This is a genomic window from Kribbella sp. NPDC058245, assembly GCF_042882005.1.
GTDB lineage: Bacteria > Actinomycetota > Actinomycetes > Propionibacteriales > Kribbellaceae > Kribbella.
The window spans coordinates 65265-91324 of the sequence record NZ_JBHVWY010000022.1; the positions used below are offsets into that span (position 1 = coordinate 65265).

Sequence of the window (26060 nt, forward strand, 5' to 3'; positions counted from 1 at the left end):
GCGGGGAGGATCAGTCATAGCGCATGATGACTTTGAGCGACAACTCCCCGACAGAATGCTCACCGTGCACTGTAGTGGCTCTGCACCTGTGAAGCCGTCAGGGCATACGGGTAAACCGCCGCCTCGTCGATCGCCAGTCCGGTCTGGGTGGCGCCGCCTCCGGTCCAGGCGCTGGTGTTGTCGTACCCGATCCGCCACCAGCCGTAGTACAGGGACGCCGTACCGGTGCTGGTGCTGCCGGACAGGACTCCGTCGACGTACAGCTTGAGCAGGCCGTTGTCGAAGGTGCCCACCACGTGGTGCCACTGGTTGTCGTTCTTGCCCGACGGGCTGGTCACGGTTCGCTGGGCACCGTCGTTGACGCCGAACAGGATCGCTCCGGTCGACCGCATGTAGAGCATCCGGTCGCCGCCGCCGGTGCTGTTGCCGGTCTTGGAGTTGCCGAAGCCGAGGATGCGGCCGCCTCGCGTCGAGCTCTGCTTGACCCAGGCCTCGACCGTGAACTGCTGCGGCATGCTGTACGCCTTCTCGCCGACCATCCGGCCGCTGCTCGAGCTGGTTGTCGCCGCGGTGTTCCCGGCGATCGCACCGCTCGCGCCGAGCGTCATGCCGGTGAAGGTGCCGTTGTTGCTCTGGCCGGACGCGTCGACCGAGGTCGTCGTACCGGAGGGCTCACCGAGTCGCCAGTACGCCTGCGGGCCGTCGGAGCTGACGATCTGGTCGTACGCCGTGGACTTCGCCGCGGCCACTGTGACCGGATCGGAGTAGTTGCCGCGCAGCGTCGTACTGCCGTCGGTGACCTCGACGCGGTAGTTCGTCGACTCGCCGGGTGTCACGTCGGTGTCGGTGTAGTGCAGCCACGGCCGGTCCCAGGGCGTCGACTTGGCTGTCCAGGTCGCGATGGTCGTGTTGCTGAAGCCCTTCAGCAGCCGATAGGTCAGCGTGCTGTCGTCGTTGTCGACCACGGTCGGGAAGTGGATCTGCACGGTGCCCGGCTCGACGCTGTACGGCGTCAGTTTCGCCGGCTTGGCGGGTGCCGCACCGGGGCTCGCGTTGGTGAAGCGGGTCAGGCCCTGCTGGGCAACGCCGTTCGTGATGGTGAAGTCGCCACCGGCCCACAGGTCGCTGCCGCCGGACGCGAAGGCCAGCGGGCCGACCTCGGTCGGCGGGCCGGCGTTGGTGTTCGGGAACCACGGGCCGAGCGATCCGTCACTGAGCTTCTCGCTCAGCAGGAAGCGGTAACCGAAGCCCTGCGGGAAGCCGCCGGCGCCCTGGTTCGCGCAGTCGTGGGCGTGCGAGCCCTTGTAGAGCCAGCCGTTGACGACCTTGACCGCCTCGGTCGCGCCGAGACACTGGTTCTTCCACTTCAGCGCGTTGGTGGCGATGTCGACGGCCCAGGTGCCGTCGAAGCAGCCGCCGCCGTCACCGCCGTTCCCGAAGTAGACGGTGTCGCCGCTGGCGTCGATCGTCTTGACGCGGGTCGTGCAGGAGCCGTTCGGCGGCGGTACGGCGGATGCTCCGGGGAACGGCAGGACGGCACCGGTCACCGGGTCGAGGCTGGCCGCGGTGTTCTGGCTGGTGCCGTTGACCTGACTGAACTGGCCTCCGGCGTACACCTTCGAACCGTCGTCGGAGGCGTCGACGGCGTACACGTCGCCGTTGACGTTCGGCGCGAACGGCAGCAGTGCGCCGGTGTCGGCGGTCACCGCGGCGAGGCGCGGCCGGTCCTGGCCGTTCACCAGGCCGAACGAGCCGCCGAAGTACACGGTGTTCCCGGAGACGGCGATCGTCTTGACCCGGTAGGAGACGCTCGGCTTCCAGCTCGCGACCAGGGTGCCGGTCGCGGTGTCGAAGGCGGCGATCCGGTTCCGGGTGACGCCGTCGACCGTCGTGAAGTCACCGCCGACGAAGATCCGCGAGCCGTCGGCGGACGCGGCGACGGCGTACACCTGATCGTTGAGGACCGGCGCGAACGAGCCGGCCAGCTCACCGGTGCTCTGGTCGAAGGCGGCCAGGTAGGCCTGGGCGACCTCGCTGGTCCCGGCGGCGGCTCCCGGCGGGCGGACACTGGTGAACCGGCCTCCGGCATACGCCTTGCCGCCCGCGACGGCCAGGCCCTGCACGCTGCCGTTGGTCTGCCAGACCGGGCTGTCGGTGGCCGCGAGCGATGCCTCGACGCTCTGCGCGCTCGGTGCGAAAATCAGTGATCCGGCGACCAGAGCGGCGGCGGTCGCGGACGTGACGAACCATCTCTTCATGCTGCGATGTCCCCCCTAGGACATTGACGGTCTTCCACTCGCCCCCGAAGACCTTGGGAAGAGAGTAGGGCACACTGCGAGACCGACTCGCCACGCCCTGCCGTCGTGGCTATCCTGAGGCGCTGGTCGACGGAATGAGGTTGGGATGGAACCGGGCACTGTGGTCTGGCGGGAAACCGCTCAGTCACTGCTACGGCAGAAGTGGCTGATTCTGGCCTGTGTCGTGCTGGGTCTGGTCGGCGCGTCGGTCTTCGCGCTGTCCCAGACCCCGCGCTGGACGGCGTCCAGCCAGCTCGTCATCGGTCCGGCGGTGCCACCCGCCCTGGTCGGCAAGCTGCCCAGCAGTACCGACAAGACCGGCCCACTGGGGATGGACCTGCCCGCCGAGACGCAGGCGCGCGTGATGGCCAGTCCGCGGCTCCTGCGCGGGGTCGCGCAGTCGCTCGGGATGTCGACCACCGACGAGACCATCCAGGCGCTCGCCTCGGTGACCCGGGTGAAGGCGGTCACCGACAACGCGTACCTGGTGACGACCGACGGCCCGACCGCGTCCCAGGCTGTGCAGCGGGCGAACGCGATCGCGACCATCTACCTGAAGCAGCGCAACGACGCGGCCAAGATCCTGCTGACCACGCTGGCCAGTCAGGCGCAGGACCGGGCGAAGACCGCGACCACGCAGTCCAAGTCCCTGGTCAGCCAGATCGACGAAGCGGTCGCGCGTGGCGATAGCCAGACCGCGAGCCAGTTGCGCGACCAGCGGGTCGGGCTGGCCACGGAGGCCCGGCAGGCCGCCGACGACGCCTCCGCGATGCGCAAGGCACTGACCGGTGTCGGCGCCGGGAGCGAGCTGGTCACCCCGGCCACGACCGACACTGCGTCCTCGTCGCCGATGGTGGCGCGGGACATCCTGGTCGGCGGCATCCTCGGGCTGGTGCTCGGGCTGGGTCTGGCGCTGCTGCGGACCCACCTGACGCCGTACATCCTGACTCGTGACCAGGCGGCACGGGCGTCGAGCTCGCCGGTGATCGCGGCCTCCGAGGGGAATCGGCGGCGGATCTGGCACCGGTCGGCGCCGGAGCTCCCGCAGTACGAGATCACTGCGCTGGGCGCGGAGGCGAGCGGTGCGCTGGCCCGCCGCGAGCTGAACCCACGGGCCTTCGCCAGCGGCGGACCCGGGGCCCTGCTGGTCGTCTCCGCCTCGCCGAGCCCGAACGCGGCCGGTATCGCCCTGGCCATGGCCGAGGCGAACGCCCGCGACGGCCGCGAGACCCTGCTCGTGCTGGCCGACGTCGAAGGGACGCCGGTCCTGCCGCATGTGACCGGGCACGAGGGCCTGACCGACCTGGTCCTGGAGCCGGCCGCCACCCGAGCGGTCCGGGCCCGCAAGCTCTTCCGGCCCGGTCCGGTCTCCGACCTCTACGTGCTGCCGCCGGGAATGAACCACGAGGAGACCGCGTCGGCCGTCGGGCCGTCCCTGGTCCCCGGTATCGTCGCCGACCTTCCGCCGGGCTACTCGGTCGTCATCCACGGCCCGGCCGCAGTCGGCAGGCACGGCATCTCGCCGTTGGCGGCCGCGGTGGACGCGTCCGTCCTCGTCGTCCAGGTCGGGCACGACAAGGAGATGGACGTCGCCCGGCTCACGGGCGCTCTGCACTACGCCGGCGCTCCGGTCCTCGGCGTCGTCCTGATCGGTGCCTCCGATCACGACGAGACGCTCGGCATCCCGCTCAACTACTCGCCTGCGGAGTCTGCAACCCCGCACGTGCGCTGACCTTGGCCAGACAACCAGCGGCGGAGCTGTTCCGGTCCGGCGCGGAGTACCGGATCGGACGGGGCTGGGGGCCACGCCGGGACCGGCTGGCCCAGGCGGTCCCGGGCACGGTTGAGACGCCGTCGGAGAAGCCGGCCTGGTTCTGGCTGATGCTGTGGTGCCTGTTCGTGCTCGGCGTTCAGCCGTGGTCGTCCCGGGTCGCCGCACCGCAGGGCACGACCGGTTCCACCAACAGCGTGATGAAGGGCCTGCTGCTCGGCGCGCTCTTCCTCATCGCGATGGCCGCGACAAAGCCCGGCTTCCGGACCCGGGTCAACCCGACCGGAAGCCTGTACGTCGGCTATGTGCTGTTCGCGACCGCGACGGCGTTCCTGCTGGCCGAGCCGATGGGACCGCTCACCCGGCTGGCCCGCTTCCTGATCGGCCTGGTGCTGGTCTTCCTGCTCTGGCGCCCGCTCGTGCAGGTGCCGGAGCGCCTGATCCGCGCGCACCTGTGGGCCCATATCCTGCTCGCGATCACGGTGGTCGCCAGCCTCGCGTACGCGCCCGGCCTGGCCTGGCGCCCGCTCAGTTCGCTCGGGACCGGCTCCCGGCTGCAGGGCGTCATCATCCCGATGCTGCCGCCCCGCGTCGGCGAGGTCGGCGCGATCCTGCTCGGCCTGGCCCTGATCGGCTACCTGTGCCGCAAGCTGTCCTTGCTGTCCGCGGCGACCCTGATCGGCCTGGGCGGGATCCTGGTCGCGGCCAGCCGGACGCGCACCTCGGCCGCGGCCGTCGCCTTCGGGTTGGTGCTGGCCTTGCTGCTCACCCGGAAGAGCTGGTTCGGCCGGCTGGCGACCCTCGGCGTACCGGCGTTGTTAGGACTTGCCTTCCTGACCATCGGCTCGCTGCACACTTGGCTCCTGCGTGGCCAGGGGACGCGGCAGATCAGTTCGCTCAGCGGCCGCACCACCAGCTGGCAGGCGGTCCTCGACGAGAAGGTCTCGATCCAGACTGCGCTCATCGGCCATGGGCTCGGCAACAAGCGGATCCTGCTCCGCCGCGGCGAGGGCGACATCGACGTGATGGCGATCGACAACAGCTGGCTCGGCCTGTACTGGGAGACCGGCCTGGTCGCCGTCGTCATCGTCGCCCTGGCTCTGCTGCTGGCCTGGATCTCCGTGTTGCGGGCCCCGACGCCGTACGTGCGTGCCTGTGGTGCTCTGCTCCTCGGCTACGTCACCGCCGCCTCGCTGAACGAGAGCGGCCTGTCCGACCTCTCCTCGATGACCGTCCACCTGCTGGTGGCGGCCGCTATCTGTGACGCCGACCGGATCCGGCGGCGAAGACTCAGTGTGGCTTAGCTGCTGACCGAGTCCTGGTCGAAGCCCGCTTCCTGCCACTGCGGCCAGGTGAGCGACTTCCCGCGATACCCGAAGCGGGTGCTGCTGGGCAGCTGGTAGCTGTTGCGGCGGAACGTGACCGCGCCCGACTGGGTGGGGGAGCCCTTGTTCTCGACCACGCCGGTGCTGGCCTCCGGGCCGCCGAGCACGATCAGGTTCCCTTCGACGACCACATCGCTGAGCACGTAGCGGCCGCGTGGTCCGTCGCCGCGGGTCCGGGACTGGATCGAGATGCCGTTGCGGTTGTCCTTGACCAGGTTGCCGCGGACCTGAACGCCGGCCGACGTGTTCACGTTGATCCCGCCGCCGTCCCAGAGGCTGCCGCCGGAGCCGCGGCCGCTGCCGAAGCCGTTGCCTTCGACAACGTTCTGGTCGATCACGCCGTTGTAGCTGATCTCGTAGCGGATCCCGTCGGCGGCGTTCCGGGTGATCCGGTTCGCGCTGATCCGCCGGTCGTACTCGGCGATGTCGCTCCAGATCCCGACGCCCCGGTTGGCGACCACGTCGTTGCCGGAGATCTCGCCGGACGAGCGCGTCGACTTGATCCCGCCGGACTCCCAGTCGGCGATCCAGAAGCCGTCGGTGTTGTTGCGGGTGACCAGGTTCGCGGTGATCCGGACGCCGGCCGACTTGTACTGGCCGAGGCCGAGCTGCCCGTTGTCGGCGATCGTGTTCCGGCCGACCTGGGCGCCGTCGGCCTCGACCAGCATCACCCCGACCGCGTGGTTCCAGCGCACCTCGTTGCCGGTCACGCGCCAGCCGGGACCGGCCTCCAGCGCACCGCTTTGCGCGCGGGACGCGAAGTGCTCGATCGTCAGCCCGGTCACGGTGACCCGCTCCGCGCCGCGAGCGAACGCCGTCGTCGTCCGCGACAACTCGGCGGCGCGGCCGGCCGGATCAGTGCCGACGTACACGGCGTTGGTGGTGTAGTCGGCGAAGAACGTTCGCGGCTCGAGCTCCGCCAGGCTCATCACCCGGGTCAGATGCTCACCGCCGACGAACAGCTGCTCGCCGAGCTGGCACGGGTTCGCGCGGTTGTCCTCGCACTGACCCTTGAGCGGGTACGCCGCCGGCAGCACCCCGCGCACCACCCAGCTCGAGCCCTCGCGGGCCCATCCGGTCAACGGCACGGACCCGGTCAGCACCGCGCCGGGACCACCGCCGAACGTGTCGCCGTCGCGTGGCTTGATCGGTCGGCTGACCCGGTGCACCCCGGGCGCGAAGCAGTACGTCGTACCGGCCGGGCTGCTGTCGATGACGCGCTGCGGATCCGCGCCGACCGCGATCGCGGTCCCGCGACACGGAGCCGCCGTACCGGGGCCGGTCGGGCCGAGGACCGCTGCCGCTGCGGCCGGCGGTCCGGTCGGCACCGTCACGGTCGGGTCAGCCGGTTTCGGTCCGGCGTCGCCACCATCGGTGCAGCCGGCCAGCAGCAGCCCGACCACGACCGCCGTACCGATCCCAATCCCGCGCCTCATCCATGTCCCTTCCAGGCCCCCGCCGTACAAGATCTGGTGGAGACTACCGCTAGCCCAGGTAGGTGACTCGCGTGAGGGTCTAGCTCAAGTAGGTGTCCCGGGCGAGGTTGTAGGCAAGGTCCTGCGCGACCTGGAAGGCATCCTCCTCGTCGAGGCGGTGCTGCGTGACCAGGTCGGCCAGGTAGCCGGCGTCGATTCGGCGGGCGAGGTCGTGCCGAGCCGGGATCGACAGGTATGCACGGGTGTCGTCGACGAAGCCGGAGGTGTTGTAGAAGCCCGCCGTCTCGGTCACCAGTTCACGGAACCGCCGCATCCCACCGGGGCTGTCGAGGAACCACCACGGCGCCCCGAGCCGCACCGCCGGGTACACGCCGGCCAGCGGCGCGAGCTCTCGCGAGTACGTCGTCTCGTCGACGGTGAAGAGCACGATCCGGAAGCCCTCCGCATGCCCGAACCGCTCGAGCAGCGGTCGCAACGACCGGGTGAACTCGGTCGTCACGGGGATGTCGTGCCCCTGGTCCGGCCCGTACGTCGCATGGATTGCCGGATCGTGGTCCCGCAACACCCCTGGGTGCAGCTGCATGACCAGTCCGTCCTCGGCCGACATCACTGCCGACTGGAACAGCATGTGTCCGGCGAACGCGGCCGCATCCTCTGCCGACGCCTGGCCCTTCAACGCATCGGAGTAGATCCGCCCCGCTTCGGCGTCGGACAGTGGCGTTGTGGATGCGCTGAAGTGCCCGTGGTCGGTCGCCCGCGCCCCGGCTTGCACGAACACCTGCCGCCGCTTCCGGATCGCCTCGAGATAACCGCCGTACGTCGAGGTGTCGACCTCGGCGAGCTGTCCGAGCTGCTCGATCAAGGAGCTCCAGCCGGGGCGATCGACGTGCACAACGGCGTCGGGACGGAAGGTCGGGATCACTCGGCCTGGAAGCTCAGCGTGGACCTGTGCGTGCAGAGCCAGGTCGTCGGTCGCGGCATCGGTGGTCGAGAGCAGCTCGATGTTGAACCGGTCGAGCAGCGCTCGCGGCCGGAAGGCGGGTTCGGCGATCCGCGCGGAGATCTGGTCGTACAGCTCGTCAGCGGTCTCGAGCGACGGGTGCGCGGTCAGGCCGAGCACCTCGGCGAACTCGTGCTCCAGCCAGTACCGGCTCGGGGTCCCACGGAAGAGATGCCAGTGCGCGCAGAACTCGCGCCAGACCTCTCGCGGATCGGCCGTCCGGTCGCCGTTGCGGCGCGCGAGGCCGAGCCGGTCGGGGGAGACGCCCTGCGAGACGAGCATCCGAGTGACGTAGTGGTCCGGGATCACCAGCAGCTCGGCCGGGTTGCCGAACGGTGCGTCGGCCGCGAACAACCCGATGTCGACGTGCCCGTGCAGACAGAGCAGTGGCAGGTCCTGCGTCGACGCGTGGATCCGCCGCGCGAGATCGCGTGCCTCTCCGGCCGGCAGGGCGCGATCGGGATGGGGCTGCAGGGCCTTGGGCACGAGGACCTCCGGGAATGATCGACTGCGGCGGACACTGAAAAGGATTGCAGTCGTTTCGTTGTTAGGCAAATAAGCCATGATGGGGACTCATTTGACACTCTTCTGAAACAAGTTGCAGACTGATTCGCAGCCAGACCGGAGGAGGTGCCGATGCCCGCGACGATCCGTGACGTGGCCCGGCTTGCCGGCGTCTCGCCGTCCACCGTGTCCCGCGCGCTCTCGATGCCGGAGATGGTGAACGAGGTGACCCGCGCCCGGGTGGCCACTGCCGTCGACCAGCTCCGCTACCAGCCGAACCGGGCGGCCCGCGGCCTGATCACCGGCCGCACCGGGAACGTCGGTCTCGTCGTCCCCGATCTCGCCAACCCCTTCTTCGCCAGTGTCGTCAAGGGAGTCCAGGCCCGCGCCCGTCGGGATGACGTCGCGGTCTTCGTAGCCGACACAGATGAGGAGCCCGCCGTCGAGGCCGGGCTGTTCCGGGCCCTGTCCAAGCAGGTCGACGGGCTGATCCTGTGCTCGCCCCGTTCGGGCCCCGACGACCTCAGCGCGATCGCCGCGGACACGAACGTCGTACTGATCAACCGGCGGGTGCGAGGCATCGCCGGTATCACCTTCGACGACGAAGACGCGATGCGTCAGGCGATGGCACACCTGGCCGCGCTCGGGCACCGCCGGATCGCGTGGGTCGGTGGTCCGGAGGCGTCCTGGTCGAACCAGCATCGCGAACTCGGTTTGCGGACCGCAGCCGAAGCCCGCGGGGTCGAGCTGATCGCGGTGGGAAACTTCGCGCCCACCTACGAGGGTGGCGTCGCGGCTGCGGATCAAGTGGTCGCGACCGCTGCGACCGCAGTGGTGACCTACAACGATCTGATCGCGATCGGGCTGCTGGCCCGGCTGCACGCGCGCGGCATCTCGGTGCCGGACGACCTCAGCGTGCTCGGCGTCGACGACATCGAGATGTCCCGGATGGCGATCCCGGCGCTCAGCACGATCCGCCTGCCGAAACAGCGCGCCGGCCAGATCGCCGTCGAGGTCCTGCTCGGGCTGATCAGCATGCCCGTATCAGTGCCACCGATCCTTCGCCAGAACGCACTGACCGGTGAGCTGATCGTCCGCAACTCGACCGGCCCCGCACCGTCCGCCCAAGGTTGAAAGAGGTCGTCCCCGTGAACAGGTTGAGCCTTGCCCACCTGCCCGTTGCGCCAGCCGTCGATCCGCAGTCGCTGTCGGTCGGTGTCGTGCACCTCGGCCTCGGTGCCTTCCACCGCGCGCATCAGGCCGTGATCACCGAACGCGCCGCCGCGCTGACCGGCGACACCCGCTGGGGCATCAGCGGCGTCAGCCAGCGCTCTGCCACTGTCCGCGAGCAACTGCAACCACAGGACGGCCTGTACGCCGTTCTCGAGCGTGGCAACGGGGATCCGACCGTTCAGGTGATCGGGAGCATCCGCGAGGTGCTCACCGCCCCGGAGGACCCGGAGGCAGTCGTCGCGCGGATCGCCGACCCGGCGGTGTCGGTCGTGACGTTGACGGTGACCGAGAAGGGCTACCGCGCCAAGAACGGTGCGCTCGATCTCGACGACCCGGAGATCCAGGCCGACCTCACCGGTCGGCCGCCGCGGACCGTCGTCGGTCAGTTGGCCGCCGCACTGGCTCGCCGCGAGTCGCCGCTCACGATCGTGTCCTGCGACAACCTGGTTGCCAATGGCCCGTTCCTGCGTCGGCTCGTCGCGGAGTACTTCGACGCGCTCGGCAAAGTGCCTGACGTGTTCGAGGCGTCCCGATTCCCGGCCAGCATGGTGGATCGCATCGTCCCCGCGACCACCGACGCCGATCGAGACGAGGCTGCCCGGCTCCTCGGCGTACGGGACGAGGCGGTTGTCGTCGCGGAGCCGTTCCTGCAATGGGTGATCGAGGACGACTTCGCCGGAGAGCGTCCCGCCTGGGAGCAGGGCGGGGCTGTGCTCACGACAGACGTGGCGCCTTGGGAGCAAGCAAAGCTCCGCATCCTGAACGCCACCCACTCGATGCTCGCGTACCTGGGAGCGTTATGTGGCTACGAGACGATCGCCGAGGCGGTACACGACGAGGAGCTGGCGCGGTTGGCCCACGCGCTGATCACCGACGACGTCATCCCGACCCTGACGCCTCCGGACGGTCTCGACCTGGCGTCGTACGGGGACACAGTGCTCGAGCGTTTCGCCAACCCAGCCCTGAAGCACCGCACGGCTCAGGTCGCGATGGACGGCTCAGTGAAACTCCCAGTCCGTCTCCTCGGCACAGTCGAAGACCGCCTAGCCGCCGGTGCCGAGCCCACAACCCTGGCCCTCGCCGTCGCCGCCTGGATGGTCTACGTCGACACCGCCCCCACCCTCGACGATCCCCAAGCCCCCCTCCTCACCGCAGCCTTGGACGGCGCCAAAACCCCAACCGCCATCGTCGACAGCCTGCTCGCCCTCAGCTCCGTCTTCCCCCCAACCCTCCAGAACTCAACCCCCTTCCGCGACCTGCTGATCCACCACGTAACCGCCCTTAGGTAGGTCCACCTAGCCCTCCGCTGGCCGCCCCGCCCTCCACCAATCACCCCATCCTCAGCTGGCCGCCCAGCTCCCCACACCGCTGACCCGTGTCATCCATCCGGCCCGGTTAACGTCCGAAGGACCCGCGGGGGTGGTCGGCGTGTTCTCGGACGCTAAGGGCGCTGACCGCGATCGGGACCGGTTTGCGGCGTACTGCTGCCGCGGGGTGGCTGCCGCGCTATGGCTCCCCAAACCGGTTTGGGGAGAGTTTGCCCGGCCCGCAAATGAGATCCGGGGAGGATTCACCCCCCGAATCGGTCCAATATCCTCCCCAAACCGGCTGGACGCCGACCCGGTTCCTCCCCGAACCGGTCTGGGGAGGAACCGCCCGCTACACGGCAACAGGCACTCCGTGTCAGAAGCACTCCGCTGATCCTCCCGGCCGTGCAGCACCCCGGACCGTTCCCGCCAACGTCCGAAGAACCGGAGGGCGGGTCTCCGATCGTTCGGACGTTAGGGCAGGGCTGCCGTTAACGTCCGAAGCGGCGGAGGGGGTGTGTGCGGTTGTTCGGACGTTAGGCGCCGCGGTGGTGGGGTGACGCCGCGCTGTGACTAGCCGGCCTTGCGGGAGGGGGAGGGGAGGCGGTTTTGGGTGAAGGTGCTGGTGGTGTCTTGGCCGATTTGCTGCCATTGGCGTGCTGTGTACCAGCGGCCGGTTTGCTGGAAGCGGGTGGAGGTGAGGCTGTCCAGGCGGTAGCTGTTCTTGTTGAGGGTGACCTCGCCGGTGGGGATGACGGCGCCGGAGTTCTGCACCATGCCGGTGGCGGTGGTGCCGCCGCGCATGGTGATCCGGTTGCCGGTGACGGTGATGTCGCGCAGCACGTTCACGCCCCAGGGGCCGGAACCGCGGGTGCGGGACTGGATGGCGATGCCGTTGACGTTGTTCTCCACGATGTTGTCGCGGATGTCGACCTTCGACGACGTGTTCACGTTGATGCCGCCGCCGTCCCACAGCGATCGGCCGGAGCCGCGGCCGGTGCCGTAGCCGTTGCCGGTGATGAGGTTCTCCTCGATCACACCGTTACGGCCGATCTCGAAGCGGATCCCGTCGGCCGCGTTGTCCACGATCGTGTTGTCGCTGAACGTGCGGCCGTCGTCGTAGGCGTCGCTCCACAGGCCGACACCGCGGTTCGCCTTGATCAGGTTGCCGCTGACGATGCCGCCGTTCGACCAGGTGGTCTTGATCCCGCCCGCCTCCCAGTCGGCGATCCAGAAACCGTCGGTGTTGTTCGCCTGGACGGAGTTGCCGGTGATCGTTCCGTTGACGGTGCTGTACTGGCCGACGCCGAGTTGGCCGTTGTCGTGAATGCTGTTCTCGTCCAGGGTGGCGCCGTCCGCGTTCACCAGCATGACGCCGACCGCGTGGTTCCAGCGGACCTCGTTGTCCGACGCGCGCCACTTCGGCCCGAGCACCAGTGCGCCGCCTTGTGGTGCGGTGGCGAAGTGCTCGATGGTCAGGTCCCGCACCGTCACGCCGACCGCACTCGAACCGATCGCGGTCGCGGTCTTCGACATCTCGACCGCGTGCTTGCGGGGATCGTCGCCGAGGTAGACGGCGTTCGCGGCGTAGTCGCCGAAGAAGGTGCCGGGGGCAACTTTGTCGCGACTGGCGACGCGGGTCAGGTGCTTGCCGTCCAGGAACACCTGCTCACGAAGGAAGCAGATGTTCGCCACGTTGTCCTCACACTGCCCGGTCTGCGCGTACGCCGCCGGCAGCACACCCGTGGTCACCCAGTCGCCGTTGTTCGCTGTCCATCGGGTGAGGGGGACAGAGCCGGTCAGTACGGCGCCGGGCTCACCGGTCAGCACCTGGTTGGTCTTGGGCTGGATGGTCTCGCCGATCCGGTGCACACCTTTGGCGAAGCAGAAGGTGGTCCCCGCCGGAGCCGCGGCGACGACCGCCGCCGCGTTCTGCTCCGGCGCGATCCGCGTGCCGGAACAGGCGGGCTCGGCCGGCGGAGTCGTCGGGTCCGGATCAGCCGGGGGAGTGGTCGGCGCCGGAGTGGTGGGCCCGGCGGTCGGCGTACTGGTGGGGTCGTCGGCCGGTCCGACGGTCAGCAAACCGTCACCAGGCTGAAGATCTCCCGGCTCCTCGCCGGCCTGGAATTCGCGTGCACCCTGGTCGGGCTCGAGCTCCTGGTCGGACGGGAGGCCGGTCGGCTGGTCGTCCGGTGCGAGAGTCTGCGACCCGTCGGCGGGCTGAGCCTCGCCGTTGACCTGGTCACCCTGCGATCCCACGCCGGGGTGGGCGCTGAGGAGTTCCGCGGACGGGCGGGAGTTCTGCGGGTTGTCACCGGCGGCAGCGACGTCGGGAAGGCGGATGCCGACGGTGCTGTCCGGGGCGGGACCGGGGGCGCCCAGGGCCTGACTGGCCAGGGCGGTGGTGGCGACGATGCCGGTGGCAACGACTGCGAGAACTGCGAGCGGTGGTTTCACTGAGGAGCCTCCGGGGGGCAACGTAGTTCCTCGGCGCACCCCCCAAGGCGCGACTTCAAGTCAGCAGCGTACTACGTCGGGTAGCCATTGCAACCCTCATTCCGTTGCCAAATGCACCAAATGTGTTGACGTTGCATCAGGCATCGATCACACAGCGCGAATTCGATTGCGAACAGTAATTGCCAGGCTCAGTTGGCGAGGAAGGTGCTGACGGCATCGAGTCCGGCGTCCTGCCAGCCGTCGGCGGTCAGCTTGGTGCCGGCCTTGGCGAACCGCTTGGCTCCCAGCGCGTCCAGCACGTACCGGTTGCCCGAGAACACGACCTCGCCCGCCGGCACCGGTGACGCAGTGTTCTGCACGATCCCGGTCGCCTGGGTGCCGCCCGTCATCGTCACGGTGTTCCCGGTGATCGCGATGTCGCGCAGCACGTAAGCGCCCCACGGCCCCGTACCGCGGGTGCGCGACTGGACGGTGATCCCGTTGACGTTGCCGGACACGGAGTTGCCCCGGATCGTCACGCCGGTCGACGTGTTCACGTTGATCCCGCCGCCGTCCCACAGCGACGTACCGGAGCCGCGGCCGGTGCCGAAACCGTTGCCGGTAATCACGTTCTTCTCGATCACGCCGTTCCTGCTGATCTCGAACCGGATCCCGTCGGCCAGGTTCCCGGTGATCTTGTTGCCGCTGATCACCCGGCCGTCGTCGGCGACGTCGGCCCACATCCCGACGCCGCGGTTGGCCTTGATCACGTTGTTGCTGACCGTGCCGGACGACCGGGTCGACTTGATTCCGCCGGATTCCCAGTCGGCGACCCAGAAGCCGTCGGTGTTGTTCTCGCTGACCACATTGCGGGTGATCGTCGCGTCGGCCGAGCTGTACTGGCCGAGCCCGAGCTGGCCGTTGTGGTGGATCAGATTCTTCGCGACCTGAGTCTTGTCCGCCTTGACCAGCATCACGCCGACGGCGTGGTTCCAGCGCACGTCGTTCGCGGTGACCTTCCACCCTGGCCCGGAGACCAACGCACCGGCCTGCGGTGCCGAAGCGAAGTGCTCGATCGTCAACCCACGTACGACGACTCCGGTCGCGCCGGACTCGATCGCGGTAGCGGTCTTCGACATCTCGACCGAATGCCCGGTCGGGTTGCTCCCGACGTACAAGGCATCCCCGGCGTAGTCGGCGTAGAAGGTGCCCGGGGCAACCGAGGCCAGCTTCGACACCCGGGTCAGGTGCGCGCCGTCGACGAAGAGCTGCTCGCGCAGGTGGCAGATGTTCGCCACGTTGTCCTCGCACTGCCCGGTCTTCCCGTACGTCGACGGCAGCGCGCCACGCACGACCCAGCGGTCACCGTCTCGCGTCCACCCGGTCAGCGGTACGGATCCAGTCAGTACGGCGCGATCCGCGCTGGCGAGGACCTGTCCGGCCTTCGGGCGAATCGTCGTACCGATCCGGTGTACGCCGGCCGCGAAGCAGAACGTCGTACCGGCCGCGGCTGCACTGACGATGCCGGCCGCGTCGTCGCCCGGCTTGATCGAGACGCCGTGGCAGGGACCGGCGACTGCAGGACCTGCGTCGCCCTGGTCGATCACGGGCACCGTCGGGACTGCCACCGGCGGGGCGGGCGTCGAGGGCTTGGCCGAAGGCGTCGCGGGGGCTTTCTTGGTGGTGCGCGCGGAGGGGGTGGCCTTCGTCGAAGGGTGGCCGGCGCCGGGCTTGGTGGTGTGGTGCGTGGGCACCTTGCCGCGGGCCAGCGAGGGATCCGAATTGATGCGTGACTTCACGGCAGTTGTGGCGTTGTTCTCGTGTGCGATCACCGGGAGGGCGATCGTAACGACCGCGACGGCAGCAGCGATGAACGCTGCGAACCACGCCGTAGAGCGCTTACTGCTCAAGGAAACCCTCCGGGGATGCGGTTCGACACCGGCCTGGGACACCAGGCGTAGCCACCGCGAGACTTAAGGTAGTGCCATGCGGGTCGCCATGTTGCACAACCGTTACCGGAGTGGTCAACCCAGTGGCGAGAACACCGTTGTCGCACAAACGGTTGATTTGCTGGGTAGGTCAGGACATGAGGTCGACCTGTACGCCCGGAACAGCGACGATATCGCCGAGATGGGGCGAAAAGATCGCGCATTGTTACCGTTCCGCTCCGTATGGTCATTTTCGGCCGAACACGATTTAACGCAGCTATTGCAAGGAAACCGGCCCGATGTGGTGCACGTGCACAACACGTTCCCACTCTTCAGCCCCTCGGTCCTGCGCGCGGCGTACCGGCTGGACCTGCCAGTGGTGGCGACGCTGCACAACTTCCGGCTGATGTGCGCGAACGCCGTACTGCAGCGTGATGGCGGGCCGTGTGACTCCTGTGTCGGCAAGCTTCCGCTGGCCGGCGTGCGGCACGGCTGCTACCGCGAGTCGCGCGTGCAGACGTTGCCGCTGGCGACGAGCATCGGCCTGCACAACACCTTGCACACCTGGCAGCGCTACGTCACCACGCTGATCGCGCCGTCGGAGTTCGTGAAGGAGCGGTACGTCGCTCATGGCTTCGACGCGGACCGCATCACCGTGAAGCCTCACGCGGTCCCGCATGACGGCCAGATCCGGACTGGTCCAGGGGATGCGGTCGTGTTCCTCGGGCGACTGGTCGAGGACAAGGGGTTCGCGGATCTGTTGCGGGCCTGGGATTCCTCGCTCGGCCGGCTGATCGTGATCGGCGACGGACCACTGCGGACCGAGGCCGAGCAGCGGGCCCGGGAAGACCTGTCGATTCAGGTACTTGGGCAACAGTCGTGGGCGGCCTGTATGGAAGTTCTTCGCACCGCGCGCGCCGTCGTCGTACCGGCGCGTTCGTATGAGACCTTCGGACTCGTGGTGGTGGAGGCTTTCGCACACGGCGTTCCGGTGGTCGCGACCCGGCTCGGCGCGCTGGCGGAGCTGGTGGACGACGGGGAGACCGGTGCGCTGGCCGAACCCGGCGATCCCGAGGGCCTCCGGAAGGCGATCGGGCTGGTGACGGATCCGGCCACTTCGGTAGCCTTCGGCCAGCGAGCCCGACAGGTCTACCTCGACCGTTTCACCCCGGAGCGCGACCTCGCGGCCACGGAGAGGATCTACACGGATGCGATCGCCGAGCACGGCCGCACCCGGAGAGGACGCTGGGCACGTCGTGACGCAGGGGTATAGGGTCACCGCTGACGGTCAGGTTCCTCAACGGCCTGCCCGCGCAACAGAACGCTCCGTGGGGGAGCCGCAGGGGGAACACGTTTTGCCGCAGGATGGATTTCTCGCCGGGGTCTTCGACCTCTTTCATGTCGGGCACCTGGACGTGCTCGAGCGGGCCCGCACGGCCTGCGACCGGCTCGTGGTCGGCGTGCTGACCGACGAGTGGGCGATGGACGCCTGGGGCGCGCGGCCGTTCGTGCCGCTGGTCGAGCGGGTGCAGATCCTCGAGCACCTGCGCGCGGTCGACGAAGTGGTCGTCATCGACGACGTCGACGCCGAGGTGCTGACCGGCAGGCTCGTGTTCGCCGCCGACCTCGACGGCATCCTCGGTGCGGACGACCTGACCGACGTACCGGCTGGATTCCTTCAGGTCCTCCCCGATGCCCGCCTGTCGCGCAGCACGATTCTGCGCGCGGCGATCGACCAGCGGCAGTCCCGCAGCTCGGTGGCATGACCGCCGGCTCACTGGGCGAGGTCGTCGCCCGGCTCTCCCGGGCGCAGAAGCCGTCGGCCGGCACCCCGGCGTACTCACGGTTCGTGAACCGGCGGATCGGGCGGGTCTTCGCCGCGACCGCGTTCCTGGCCGGCCGGACCCCGAACCAGGTCAGCATCACCAGCGGCCTGTGCTCGCTGGCCGGGATCGCGCTGATCGCGACCGTGCGGCCGTCGTTCGGGCTGGCGCTCGCGGTGACCGCGCTGCTCGTTCTCGGGTACGGGCTCGACTCGGCCGACGGGCAGCTGGCGCGGCTGCGCGGTGGCGGTTCGCCGCTCGGCGAGTGGCTGGACCACATGATCGACTCGGTCAAGATCGTGCTGCTGCACAGCGCCGTACTGATCTCGTTCTTCCGCTTCGATGCCTTCAGCAACGAGTTGCTCCTGCTCGTCCCGCTCGCCTATGTGTGTCTGTCGTCGGTGCTGTTCTTCGGGCTGATCCTGATCGACCAGCTGCGGCACCGGCACGGCGATGTCCAGAAGCCCAACCAGCGCGGCGATTCGGTGCTGAAGTCGTTGCTGATCGCACCGACCGACTACGGCGTCCTGTGCCTGGTCTTCCTTGCCTTCGGCAACCCGTCGCTGTTCGTCGTCCTGTACGGCGCTCTGCTCGCGATCAACCTGTTGTTCCTGGGCGCGGCCGTCGTCAAGTGGTACCGAGAGATGGCCGCACTGCAGCCGGTGCGCGGCTGATGGGTGTCGTCGGCTACGCGCCGGGTGTCTACGACATGTTCCACATCGGGCACCTGAACATCCTGCGCCGGGCCCGCGAGCACTGCGACCACCTGATCGCCGGCGTCGTCGAGGACGACGTGGTGACCCGGATCAAGGGCCGGCCGCCGGTGGTTCCGCACGACGAGCGGATGGAGGTCGTCCGGGCCCTCGGTCTGGTCGACGAGGTGGTCAGCGACTGGTCCAGCGACAAGTTCGAGATGTGGAAACAGCTCCGGTACGACGTCCTCTTCAAGGGCGACGACTGGAAGGGGACGGAGAAGGGGACCCGGCTCGAGCGACTGCTCGGCGAGGTCGGGGCGCAGGTGCACTACTTCCCCTACACGGCCTCCACCTCGAGTACTGATCTGCGCCGCCTGCTGGAGGGATTGAACTGATGCCGAGCCGGCCCAAGGTCCTGATCAGCGCCTACGCCTGCCGGCCGCAGGGCGGGTCGGAGCCCGGCGCCGGCTGGGCCTGGAGCAAGGCCGCCGCCCGCGATCACGACGTCTGGCTGCTGACCCGCGGGAAGTTCGCGCACGAGATCGCCGAGGAGCTCGCGGCCCGGCCGGTCCCCGGACTGACCGTCGTACCGCTGGAGCTGCCGAAGTGGGTGCTGAAGCTGCGCCGGCGGCCCGCGGACGTGTACTGGTACTACCCGCTGTGGCAGCGGCTGGCCGCGCGGACCGCGCACCGGATGCACGCCGAACACTCCTTCGACGTCATCCACCACCTCACATTCGCCGTCGACTGGATGGCGGCCGGGGTGGTCCAGCCCTCGTCGGCCAAGGTGATCTGGGGACCGGTCGGCGGATCGACGACCGCTCCGCTGTCGATGGCGCACTGGCTCGGCCCGCGCGGCGTGGCCGGTGAGTTGGTCCGCCGCGCCTACACCGGCGTCCGCCGCCGCCTGACCGGTCGCAAGGCGGCCCGGACCGCCGACCTGATGGTTGCCCAGAACAACGATGTCGCCGAGGCCTTCCGCCCGTACGCGCACGAGATCGTCGTCCAGCCGAACGTCGCGATCCGCCGCTTCACCGCCTCCGGCCCGTACGAGCCGTTCGGGTCGCCCGGCACCAAGACGGCGCTGTTCGTCGGCCGGCTGATTCCGTGGAAGGGCGTCCTGCTCGCGATCAGCGCGCTGGCCCGCCCCGAAGCCGCCAACTGGGAGCTCCGCATCATCGGCGACGGCCCCGACTGGGAACGCGCTGAGCGGCTGGCGCTTCAACTGGGCGTCCGCAACCGGGTCGAGTTCACCGGCCAGCTGCCGCGCGAGGCGGTCCTGGCGGCGATGTTCCGCGCCGACGCCGTCCTGGCACCGGCGCTGCGCGAAGCCGCCGGCTGGGCCGTCACCGAAGCCCTGGCCTCCGGCTGCCCGGTCGTGTGCCTGGACCGCGGCGGCCCGTCCGTGATCGTCGGCCCCGGCGAGGGCGTCGCCGTACCGTGGAGCGGCGATGTCGTGGGCGAGCTCGCCAAGGCACTCGCCTCGCTCCAAGGCCGCATCACCCCGGTCGACCGTTGGGGTCCCGACCGGCTGCCGGACCTGCTGGCTGACTGGTACGCCGGAGCACACGTTCGGCGGTGATTGCCCGCGCCCCTGTTCTTCCTGCTTAAGTCTATCCGCGCGGGCTGATCCCCGGCTTGCGTTGTCCACAGGCGATGTTCGGCGGGTGCGGGTGCGGTGCGAGTGCGGTGCGAGCGCGGGTGCGGTGCGAGCGCGGGTGCGGTGCGAGTGGTCGGGGCGGACCTGCGCCACCGTCTAACCCGCTCCCGGGCCGTCCGCGCAGGGCGCGCTGAGCGTGAACCAGGCGAGCCGCGCAGAGTTAGACGGTGGTGGCGGTCCGCGACCTCGCTCACCCATCGGCACAAAGACGTCGTCCACGCGTAACCGGTGGTGTCCGGGAGGTGGGCAGTGACGTGGCACGTGCGGGTGGGGGGTGCGGACGTGGCACGATGATTGACGTGACGACGATCGCCGACGGGCCGAAGTCCCTGCCGCTGTTGTTCCTGGGTCAGAGCACCGATCCGCACTCCGAGCGAGGTGTCGAATGCCCCGGTGCGTTGCCGCCGGCATCCGATCCGGACCTGGTCGAGCGCGCGCTGAAGGCGAAGGCTGCACTGGGTGACCAGGTGTTCGTGCTGGGTCACCACTACCAGCGCGACGAGGTGATTCAGTTCGCGGACGTCACCGGTGACTCGTTCAAGCTCGCGCGGGATGCGGCGAACCGGCCGGACGCGCCGTACATCGTGTTCTGTGGTGTGCACTTCATGGCCGAGTCCGCGGACATCCTGACCAACGACAACCAGACGGTGATCCTGCCGGACCTGGCCGCCGGATGCTCGATGGCCGACATGGCCCGGATCCAGCAGGTCGAGGCGGCCTGGGACGCCCTCGCCGACGCCGGTGTGGCCGACGTGACCGTGCCGGTCACCTACATGAACTCCAGCGCCGACATCAAGGCATTCTGCGGCCGCAACGGTGGCGCGGTCTGTACGTCGAGCAACGCGGACGTGGCGCTCGACTGGGCCTTCGCCCAGGGTGAGAAGGTGCTGTTCCTGCCGGACCAGCACCTCGGGCGGAACACCGCCGTACTGAAGATGGGCATCTCGCTCGACGAGTGCGTCGTCTACGACCCGCACAAGCCGGGTGGTGGGCTGACCCGTGAGCAGCTGGCCGCGGCCAAGATGATCCTGTGGCGCGGGCACTGCTCGGTGCACGGCCGCTTCACGCCGGAGTCGGTCGACGACGTCCGCTCGCGGGTCCCCGGGGTCAACGTGATCGTGCACCCGGAGTGCCGGCACGAGGTCGTCACGAAGGCCGATCTGGTCGGGTCGACGGAGTACATCATCAACGTGCTGGACGAAGCCGAGCCCGGTACGTCGTGGGCCGTCGGGACCGAGCTCAACCTGGTGTCCCGGATGGCCAAGCAGCACACCGACAAGAACATCGTGTTCCTCGACAAGACGGTCTGCTACTGCGCCACGATGAACCGGATCGACCTCCCGCACTTCGTCTGGGCGCTGGAGAACCTGGTCGCCGGCCACGTGGTCAACCCGATCAAGGTCGACGCCGACACCGAGCGCTACGCCAAGATCGCCCTCGACCGCATGCTCGCCCTCCCGGGCAAGACCGCCCGCGACTAGAGCGCGTCCCGACACAGCCTGTCGGCGGCGCGCGTCGTCTCCGGCAGGCGGTAGCGGGGGCTCAGGTGCAGGGTGTGGTCGATCGCTGTCCGCAGGCTGACCCGGTGCCCAACTGACACGTAGAGCGGCTTCACACCGTCCTGTGTCCGTACGACGGCGCCCACCACCTCGTCGTCGAGTACGAGGTCAGCAGTCGAACCGCGCGGTGAGTCCGGTACGGCGTGCGTACCGACGAACGCCGTCTTGGCTACGCCGATGGACGGGATGCCCGTGAGCACGCCCAGATGCGAGGCGAGCCCGAACCGGCGCGGGTGAGCGACCCCCTGCCCGTCACACACCAGCAGGTCCGGTCTGACCGTCAACTGCTCGAGTGCATGCAGCAGCGCAGGTACCTCCCGGAACGCGAACAGCCCAGGCACATACGGGAAGCTCGTGACACCAGGCATCACAGCCCGGTCCGCCTCGGCCAGCGTGTCCCAGTCCAGTACGACGACCGCCGCGGCCAGCCGATCCCCGTCGTACTGGACGTCCAACCCAGCGGCGTACCGCGGACGCCCGCCATGGTCGGTGAGGTCGACCTGCCCACGAAGCTCCTCCTGTACGGCGATCGCCTCGGCGGCGGTGGTCGGCCAATTCACCGGGCCGACTCTAAATGCAGCGACCCCGGACACGTCAGCTGACGTTCTGCCCGAACCTCCGGGGTGGTCCGGGGAGCACGAAGGACTGCACGTGGTGCGCATCCGGTCTGCTCTTCGCCGGCCGCTGTGGCGTGGTGTGCGCCGGCGTCGGGAGTACCTGCAGTCGTTCGTGCTGGCCGCGGCGGGTTCACGTGTTGGGGGTGGGCAGCACGAAGGACTGCAGGTGGTGGGCTCTCGGCGCGCTCGGCGGCGGGTGGTGCAGCGCGGGATGTGTCGGGCGTGGGGACTACCTGCAGTCGTTCGTGCTGGCCGCGGCGGGTTCACGTGTTGGGGGGTGGCTGCACGAAGGACTGCAGGTGGTGCGCTCTCGGCGCGCTCGGCGGTTCTCCGTACGGCGTGCTGTCCGCCCCGGAGCGGAGTACCTGCAGTCGGGCGTGCTGGGTGGGTGAGGTCCTGCCATTTGGTGGGTGGACCCCAAAGCCGGTTAGTTAGTGGGTCAGGAATGGTGTCAACCGGCCTGCCGCCGAGCTGACGTCCGAAGGACCCGCAGGCCTGGTACGGCGTGTCTTCGGACGTAACCGGCGCCGGCTCCGGGGAGGACTCGGGTCGGCGTCCAGCCGGTGTGGGGAGGATATGGGACCGATTCGGGAGGCAAATCCTCCCCAGATCCCGTTCCAGGCCGGGCAAACCCTCCCCAAACCGGTTCGGGGAGCCACAGCGCGACAGCCACCAGCCAAAGCAGCACTCCGCACACCCAACCCAACCGCGCTCACCACACCCAACGTCCGAAGATCCGCAGACCACCCCCGCAGTTCTTTCGGACGTCAACGCGGGGCGGACTGCTTCACACCGCCGCCGACCCGCTAACTAGCCGGCCTTGGGGTGGACCCATCGGGTTGTGGGTGGACCCACTGCATGCGGTGGGGGAACCCGCAAGCTCGTGGGTGGACCCATCAAATGGGGGCGGGGCGCGGCGCGGCGGGGTGGGTGTCCGGGGGATGGGTGGTGGGGAGCGCTTTCCGGTGGGGGTGGGGGAGGATGTCGGCATGCGAGTGCTGATTGCGCCGGACAAGTTTGCTGGGACGTTGACTGCGGTGGAGGCGGCTGCGGCCATCGAGGAGGGGTGGCGGCGGCGGGATCCGGGGGCTGAGGTGCTGGTGGCGCCGATGGCCGATGGCGGCCCGGGGTTCATTGATGTGCTGTCCGCGGTGGTGGACGGGAAGCTGCTGGCAGTGACGGTGCGGGGGCCGCTGGGGGCGGAGACTCCGGCGGCTGTGCTGGTGGCGGGGGAGACGGCGTACATCGAGACCGCGCAGGCGTGTGGGCTGCACCTGGTGGAGCCGGGAGAGCGCCGGCCTGAGGACGGTACGACGTACGGGGTGGGGCAGCTCATCGCGGCGGCCGTGGATGCGGGGGCGAAGCGGGTCATTCTGGGGCTGGGCGGATCCGGCACGAACGACGCCGGCGCGGGACTGCTGGCTGCGCTGGGGGCGACGGCGGTCGATGGTGACCTGGCGGCTGGAGCTGCTGGGCTGGCCGAGCTGACGGCGGTGGACCTGGAGCCCGCGCTGAGTCGGATGGCCGGGATCGAGTTCGTGGCGGCCAGTGACGTGGAGAACCCGATGCTGGGGCTGCGCGGCGCGACGAACATTTTCGGCAGCCAGAAGGGCATTACCGACGACCGCAAGCCGGCGGTGGACGGGTACCTGACGAAGTTCGCGGAGCTGGCCGGGCGGAAGACCGCCGACCAGAAGGGCGCGGGCGCGGCGGGTGGGCTCGGATACGCGCTGTTGCTGCTCGGGGCCGAGCGGGTGTCCGGGATCGACCTGGTGGCGGAGCTGACCGGGCTGAAGGAGAAGGCCGCCCGGGTGGACCTGGTGATCAGCGGTGAGGGTGCGTTCGACTTCCAGTCCCGCGACGGCAAGGTGATCGCGGGCGTGGCCAAGGTCGCGAACGACGCGATGCGGCCGTGCGTCGTCCTGGCCGGCAAGGTGCAGATCGGAGCGCGGGAGATGCGCACGATGGGGGTCGAATCGGCGTACTCGCTGGTCGATGCTGTCGGCGAGGAGCAGGCGTTCGCGGATCCGCACGGATCGCTGGCAACAGTGGCCGAGCGAGTGGCCAAGACGTGGGCACGCTAAGCAAGATTCTTGATCCTCAAAAGAGTTGTGCGACCATGGGAATGTTCGCGGACCGGGTGAGGTTGACCGGTGTTGACAGGATTTTTGCGAGATGACTGGAGTCAGGAATGACTGAAGCGCAGACCGAGCAGACCGTCGCCAGTGGTGTGCTCCTCACCGACGGGGCCGCAGCCAAGGTGAAGGCGCTGCTCGACCAGGAAGGCCGCGACGACCTCGCGCTCCGGGTCGCCGTACAGCCGGGTGGCTGCTCCGGGCTCCGGTACCAGCTGTTCTTCGACGAGCGCAACCTCGACGGTGACGTGGTCGCCGACTTCGACGGTGTGAGCGTCGTCACGGACCGGATGAGCGCGCCGTACCTCAAGGGTGCGTCGATCGACTTCGTGGACACGATCGAGAAGCAGGGCTTCACGATCGACAACCCGAACGCGACCGGCTCCTGCGCGTGCGGCGACTCGTTCAACTGAGTCACCTGTGAAGTAGCTGTTCAAGCCCCCGTTCACCTCGGTGAACGGGGGCTTCGGCATGCCCGGCAAACACTGACACTGTGTGAAGCCAACACTGCCTGTTCGGCGAGATCTTCACCACCGAGGCCGGATCAAGTCGCTGGACCTCGTCGTACTGGAAGACGACAAGAAGTACTTCCCGGCGTACAACGTGGCGCCGGTGGTCAGCAAGAAGGTGCTGGACCAGTACCCGCGGCTGCCGAAGCTGTTCGAGCCGGTCTCGGACAAGCTGACCGACGACGTGCTGAGCGAGCTGAACGCCCAGGTCGACGTCGACGGACGCGAGCCCGCCGACGTCGCCATGGACTGGCTGGTGAAAGCAGGATTCATCAGCCGTGACTAGCGTTCTCCCGAGCGCGCTTGGGGAGCAGCCAGGTGACGGCCAGGCTGACGATGAACAGTCCGATCGCGACCAGCACGGTCGTCTTGGTGGCGCCGAGGAACGCGTGCCCGGGCAGTAGCTGGAAGAACACCGTGCCCAGGACGGCGACGCCGATCGCGCCGCCGTACTGCTGCATTGCGGTCAGTACGCCGGAGGCCGAGCCCGCGGCCTCGTCGTCGATCGAGGCCAGGATGATGTCGAACAGCGGCGCGAACACCATCCCGGAACCGATGCCGCAGGCAAGCATCGCGGGAACCAGGTTCCAGACCGTGGTGGCTTCGCCGTAGTGGTGCAGGGTCAGCCAGATGCCGCCCATCGCCAGGGTCATCACGGCGACGCCGAGCTGGAGCGCCGTACGACCGAGTTTCGGTGCGAGCAGGCCACCGGACAGCGGCGCACCGATCGCGATTCCGAGCGAGAACGGCACCATCGAGAGGCCGGCCTTGAGCGGGCTGTAGTGCAGTCCGAGCTGGGTGAACAGGTTGAGCACGAGCGTGAACCCGGACATCGCGAGGAAGAACGTGGTGATGACGGCGAGGCCCGCGACGTACCCGCGGTTCCGGAGCAGTGAGGGGTCGATGACCGGGTTGCCCGACCGGCGCTCCCGCCACAGGAAGAGCACGAAGACCGGGATCGACGCGATCATCATCGCGATCGACCAGGCCGGCCAGTCGAGTTCGCGGCCCTGGACCAGCGGGTAGATCAGCAGTCCGGAGGCGAGGCTGACCAGGAAGACGGCGGCCGCGTCGAGTCGCCGCGCACCGGCGGTCTTCAGTTCGGGCATGAACCGCAGCGCGCCGAAGACCGCGAGCAGACCGATCGGGACGTTGATGAAGAAGATCCATCGCCAACCCTGACCGAACCAGTCGGCGTTGATCAGGACGCCGGCGAGGATCGGGCCGGCGACCGCGGACAGGCCCATCACCGGGCCGAACAGCGAGAAGGCCTTGCCGATCTCGTGCGGCGGGAAGACGGACTTCAGGATCGCGAAGCCCTGCGGGATCATCACCGCGCCGAGCAGGCCCTGCGCGACCCGGCTGCCGATCAGCAGTTCGGGGGAGGTGGCCAGCCCGCAGAGAGCGGAGGCGAGGGTGAAGCCGGCGGCGCCGATCAGGAAGAGCCAGCGGCGGCCGACCAGGTCGCCGAGGCGGCCGAAGGTGATCAGGCCGATCGCGAAGGCGAGCGTGTAGCCGGCCAGCATCCACTGCATCGCGGACTCGGACCCGCCGAGCTCGGCGCGGATCGAGGGCGCGGCGATGTTGACGATGGTGGCGTCGACCAGATCCATGATCTCGGCGACGAGAACCGTCGCGAGGACGATCCAGCGCCACCGGTACGCCGTGGTGGTGGTCGCCCCGGGCTCCGGGGCGAGGGTTGAGGTGCTCATCGATGGCTCCAGGGTTCGGGCTCAAAGGTTCGAACGGTGTTCGTGTACGAACA

General features: G+C 69.0%; 20 protein-coding genes. 13 read left to right on the top strand and 7 right to left on the bottom strand.

The features are described 5' to 3' along the window. Nucleotides 1–59 precede the first annotated feature (59 nt). Entirely contained in the window at nucleotides 60–2258 is a 2199-nt protein-coding gene (locus tag ACFVWG_RS37490) for a LamG-like jellyroll fold domain-containing protein (RefSeq protein WP_391548253.1), read from the bottom strand. A 145-nt stretch (nucleotides 2259–2403) separates the two neighbouring features. Between ACFVWG_RS37490 and ACFVWG_RS37495 the strand changes: the two genes are divergently transcribed. Then, nucleotides 2404–4029, top strand: coding sequence for a Wzz/FepE/Etk N-terminal domain-containing protein (locus ACFVWG_RS37495; RefSeq protein ID WP_391548254.1), 1626 nt, complete (start codon nucleotides 2404–2406; stop codon nucleotides 4027–4029). Between the two features lie 2 nt (nucleotides 4030–4031). Next, nucleotides 4032–5372 (top strand): O-antigen ligase family protein, encoded by a 1341-nt coding sequence (locus tag ACFVWG_RS37500; RefSeq protein WP_391548255.1) that lies wholly within the window; start codon nucleotides 4032–4034, stop codon nucleotides 5370–5372. On the opposite strand, the gene ACFVWG_RS37505 is transcribed toward ACFVWG_RS37500, so the two are convergent. Together ACFVWG_RS37505 and uxaC are read right to left on the bottom strand one after the other, a co-directional pair. Further along, nucleotides 5369–6889 carry a right-handed parallel beta-helix repeat-containing protein gene (locus ACFVWG_RS37505; protein WP_391548256.1) on the bottom strand — a complete coding sequence of 507 codons (1521 nt, stop codon included), beginning with the start codon at nucleotides 6887–6889 and terminating at the stop codon, nucleotides 5369–5371. The two genes, ACFVWG_RS37500 and ACFVWG_RS37505, sit on opposite strands and share 4 nt — an antisense overlap. A 79-nt stretch (nucleotides 6890–6968) precedes the next feature. Beyond that, nucleotides 6969–8375, bottom strand: coding sequence for a glucuronate isomerase (gene uxaC / locus ACFVWG_RS37510; protein ID WP_391548257.1), 1407 nt, complete (start codon nucleotides 8373–8375; stop codon nucleotides 6969–6971). Between the two features lie 150 nt (nucleotides 8376–8525). On the opposite strand from uxaC, the gene ACFVWG_RS37515 reads away from it, so the two are divergent. Together ACFVWG_RS37515 and ACFVWG_RS37520 are read left to right on the top strand one after the other, a co-directional pair. Beyond that, complete coding sequence (locus ACFVWG_RS37515; RefSeq protein ID WP_391548258.1) at nucleotides 8526–9527, top strand: LacI family DNA-binding transcriptional regulator; 1002 nt, start codon at nucleotides 8526–8528, stop codon at nucleotides 9525–9527. A 14-nt stretch (nucleotides 9528–9541) separates the two neighbouring features. After that, complete coding sequence (locus ACFVWG_RS37520; RefSeq protein WP_391548259.1) at nucleotides 9542–10915, top strand: mannitol dehydrogenase family protein; 1374 nt, start codon at nucleotides 9542–9544, stop codon at nucleotides 10913–10915. Nucleotides 10916–11506: 591 nt separating this feature from the next. On the opposite strand, the gene ACFVWG_RS37525 is transcribed toward ACFVWG_RS37520, so the two are convergent. Continuing rightward, entirely contained in the window at nucleotides 11507–13390 is a 1884-nt protein-coding gene (locus ACFVWG_RS37525; RefSeq protein WP_391548260.1) for a right-handed parallel beta-helix repeat-containing protein, read from the bottom strand. A gap of 188 nt (nucleotides 13391–13578) precedes the next feature. Beyond that, the gene (locus tag ACFVWG_RS37530; protein ID WP_391548261.1) at nucleotides 13579–15279 is read right to left on the bottom strand and encodes a right-handed parallel beta-helix repeat-containing protein; all 1701 of its coding nucleotides are present in this window, start codon (nucleotides 15277–15279) and stop codon (nucleotides 13579–13581) included. An 88-nt stretch (nucleotides 15280–15367) separates the two neighbouring features. On the opposite strand from ACFVWG_RS37530, the gene ACFVWG_RS37535 reads away from it, so the two are divergent. From ACFVWG_RS37535 to nadA, 6 genes are all read left to right on the top strand, one after another. Continuing rightward, nucleotides 15368–16570 carry a glycosyltransferase family 4 protein gene (locus tag ACFVWG_RS37535; protein WP_391548308.1) on the top strand — a complete coding sequence of 401 codons (1203 nt, stop codon included), beginning with the start codon at nucleotides 15368–15370 and terminating at the stop codon, nucleotides 16568–16570. An 82-nt stretch (nucleotides 16571–16652) separates the two neighbouring features. Beyond that, a complete protein-coding gene (locus ACFVWG_RS37540) occupies nucleotides 16653–17063 on the top strand; it encodes an adenylyltransferase/cytidyltransferase family protein (protein ID WP_391548262.1) in 411 nt (136 codons plus the stop codon). Next, entirely contained in the window at nucleotides 17060–17794 is a 735-nt protein-coding gene (locus tag ACFVWG_RS37545) for a CDP-alcohol phosphatidyltransferase family protein (RefSeq protein ID WP_391548263.1), read from the top strand. Before ACFVWG_RS37540 ends, ACFVWG_RS37545 begins: the two co-directional genes overlap by 4 nt. Continuing rightward, nucleotides 17794–18210, top strand: coding sequence for an adenylyltransferase/cytidyltransferase family protein (locus ACFVWG_RS37550; protein WP_391548264.1), 417 nt, complete (start codon nucleotides 17794–17796; stop codon nucleotides 18208–18210). The genes ACFVWG_RS37545 and ACFVWG_RS37550 overlap by 1 nt, the downstream gene beginning before the upstream one ends. Further along, complete coding sequence (locus tag ACFVWG_RS37555; RefSeq protein ID WP_391548265.1) at nucleotides 18210–19397, top strand: glycosyltransferase; 1188 nt, start codon at nucleotides 18210–18212, stop codon at nucleotides 19395–19397. Before ACFVWG_RS37550 ends, ACFVWG_RS37555 begins: the two co-directional genes overlap by 1 nt. A gap of 368 nt (nucleotides 19398–19765) precedes the next feature. After that, entirely contained in the window at nucleotides 19766–20956 is a 1191-nt protein-coding gene (gene nadA / locus ACFVWG_RS37560) for a quinolinate synthase NadA (protein ID WP_391548266.1), read from the top strand. Here nadA and nfi read toward each other — a convergent pair. Beyond that, nucleotides 20953–21594, bottom strand: coding sequence for a deoxyribonuclease V (nfi, locus tag ACFVWG_RS37565; protein WP_391548267.1), 642 nt, complete (start codon nucleotides 21592–21594; stop codon nucleotides 20953–20955). The two genes, nadA and nfi, sit on opposite strands and share 4 nt — an antisense overlap. 1046 nt (nucleotides 21595–22640) lie before the next feature. On the opposite strand from nfi, the gene ACFVWG_RS37570 reads away from it, so the two are divergent. The 3 genes from ACFVWG_RS37570 to ACFVWG_RS37580 all read left to right on the top strand — a co-directional run bounded on the left by ACFVWG_RS37570 (nucleotide 22641) and on the right by ACFVWG_RS37580 (nucleotide 24581). Then, on the top strand, nucleotides 22641–23735 hold the full coding sequence (locus tag ACFVWG_RS37570; RefSeq protein WP_391548268.1) for a glycerate kinase: 1095 nt from the start codon (nucleotides 22641–22643) through the stop codon (nucleotides 23733–23735). 107 nt (nucleotides 23736–23842) lie between these two features. After that, entirely contained in the window at nucleotides 23843–24199 is a 357-nt protein-coding gene (locus ACFVWG_RS37575; protein ID WP_132406182.1) for an iron-sulfur cluster assembly accessory protein, read from the top strand. 82 nt (nucleotides 24200–24281) lie between these two features. Next, complete coding sequence (locus ACFVWG_RS37580) at nucleotides 24282–24581, top strand: glycine betaine ABC transporter substrate-binding protein (RefSeq protein ID WP_391548269.1); 300 nt, start codon at nucleotides 24282–24284, stop codon at nucleotides 24579–24581. Here the strand turns inward: ACFVWG_RS37580 and ACFVWG_RS37585 are convergent. Further along, complete coding sequence (locus ACFVWG_RS37585; protein ID WP_391548270.1) at nucleotides 24568–26007, bottom strand: MFS transporter; 1440 nt, start codon at nucleotides 26005–26007, stop codon at nucleotides 24568–24570. The two genes, ACFVWG_RS37580 and ACFVWG_RS37585, sit on opposite strands and share 14 nt — an antisense overlap. Nucleotides 26008–26060 lie beyond the last annotated feature (53 nt).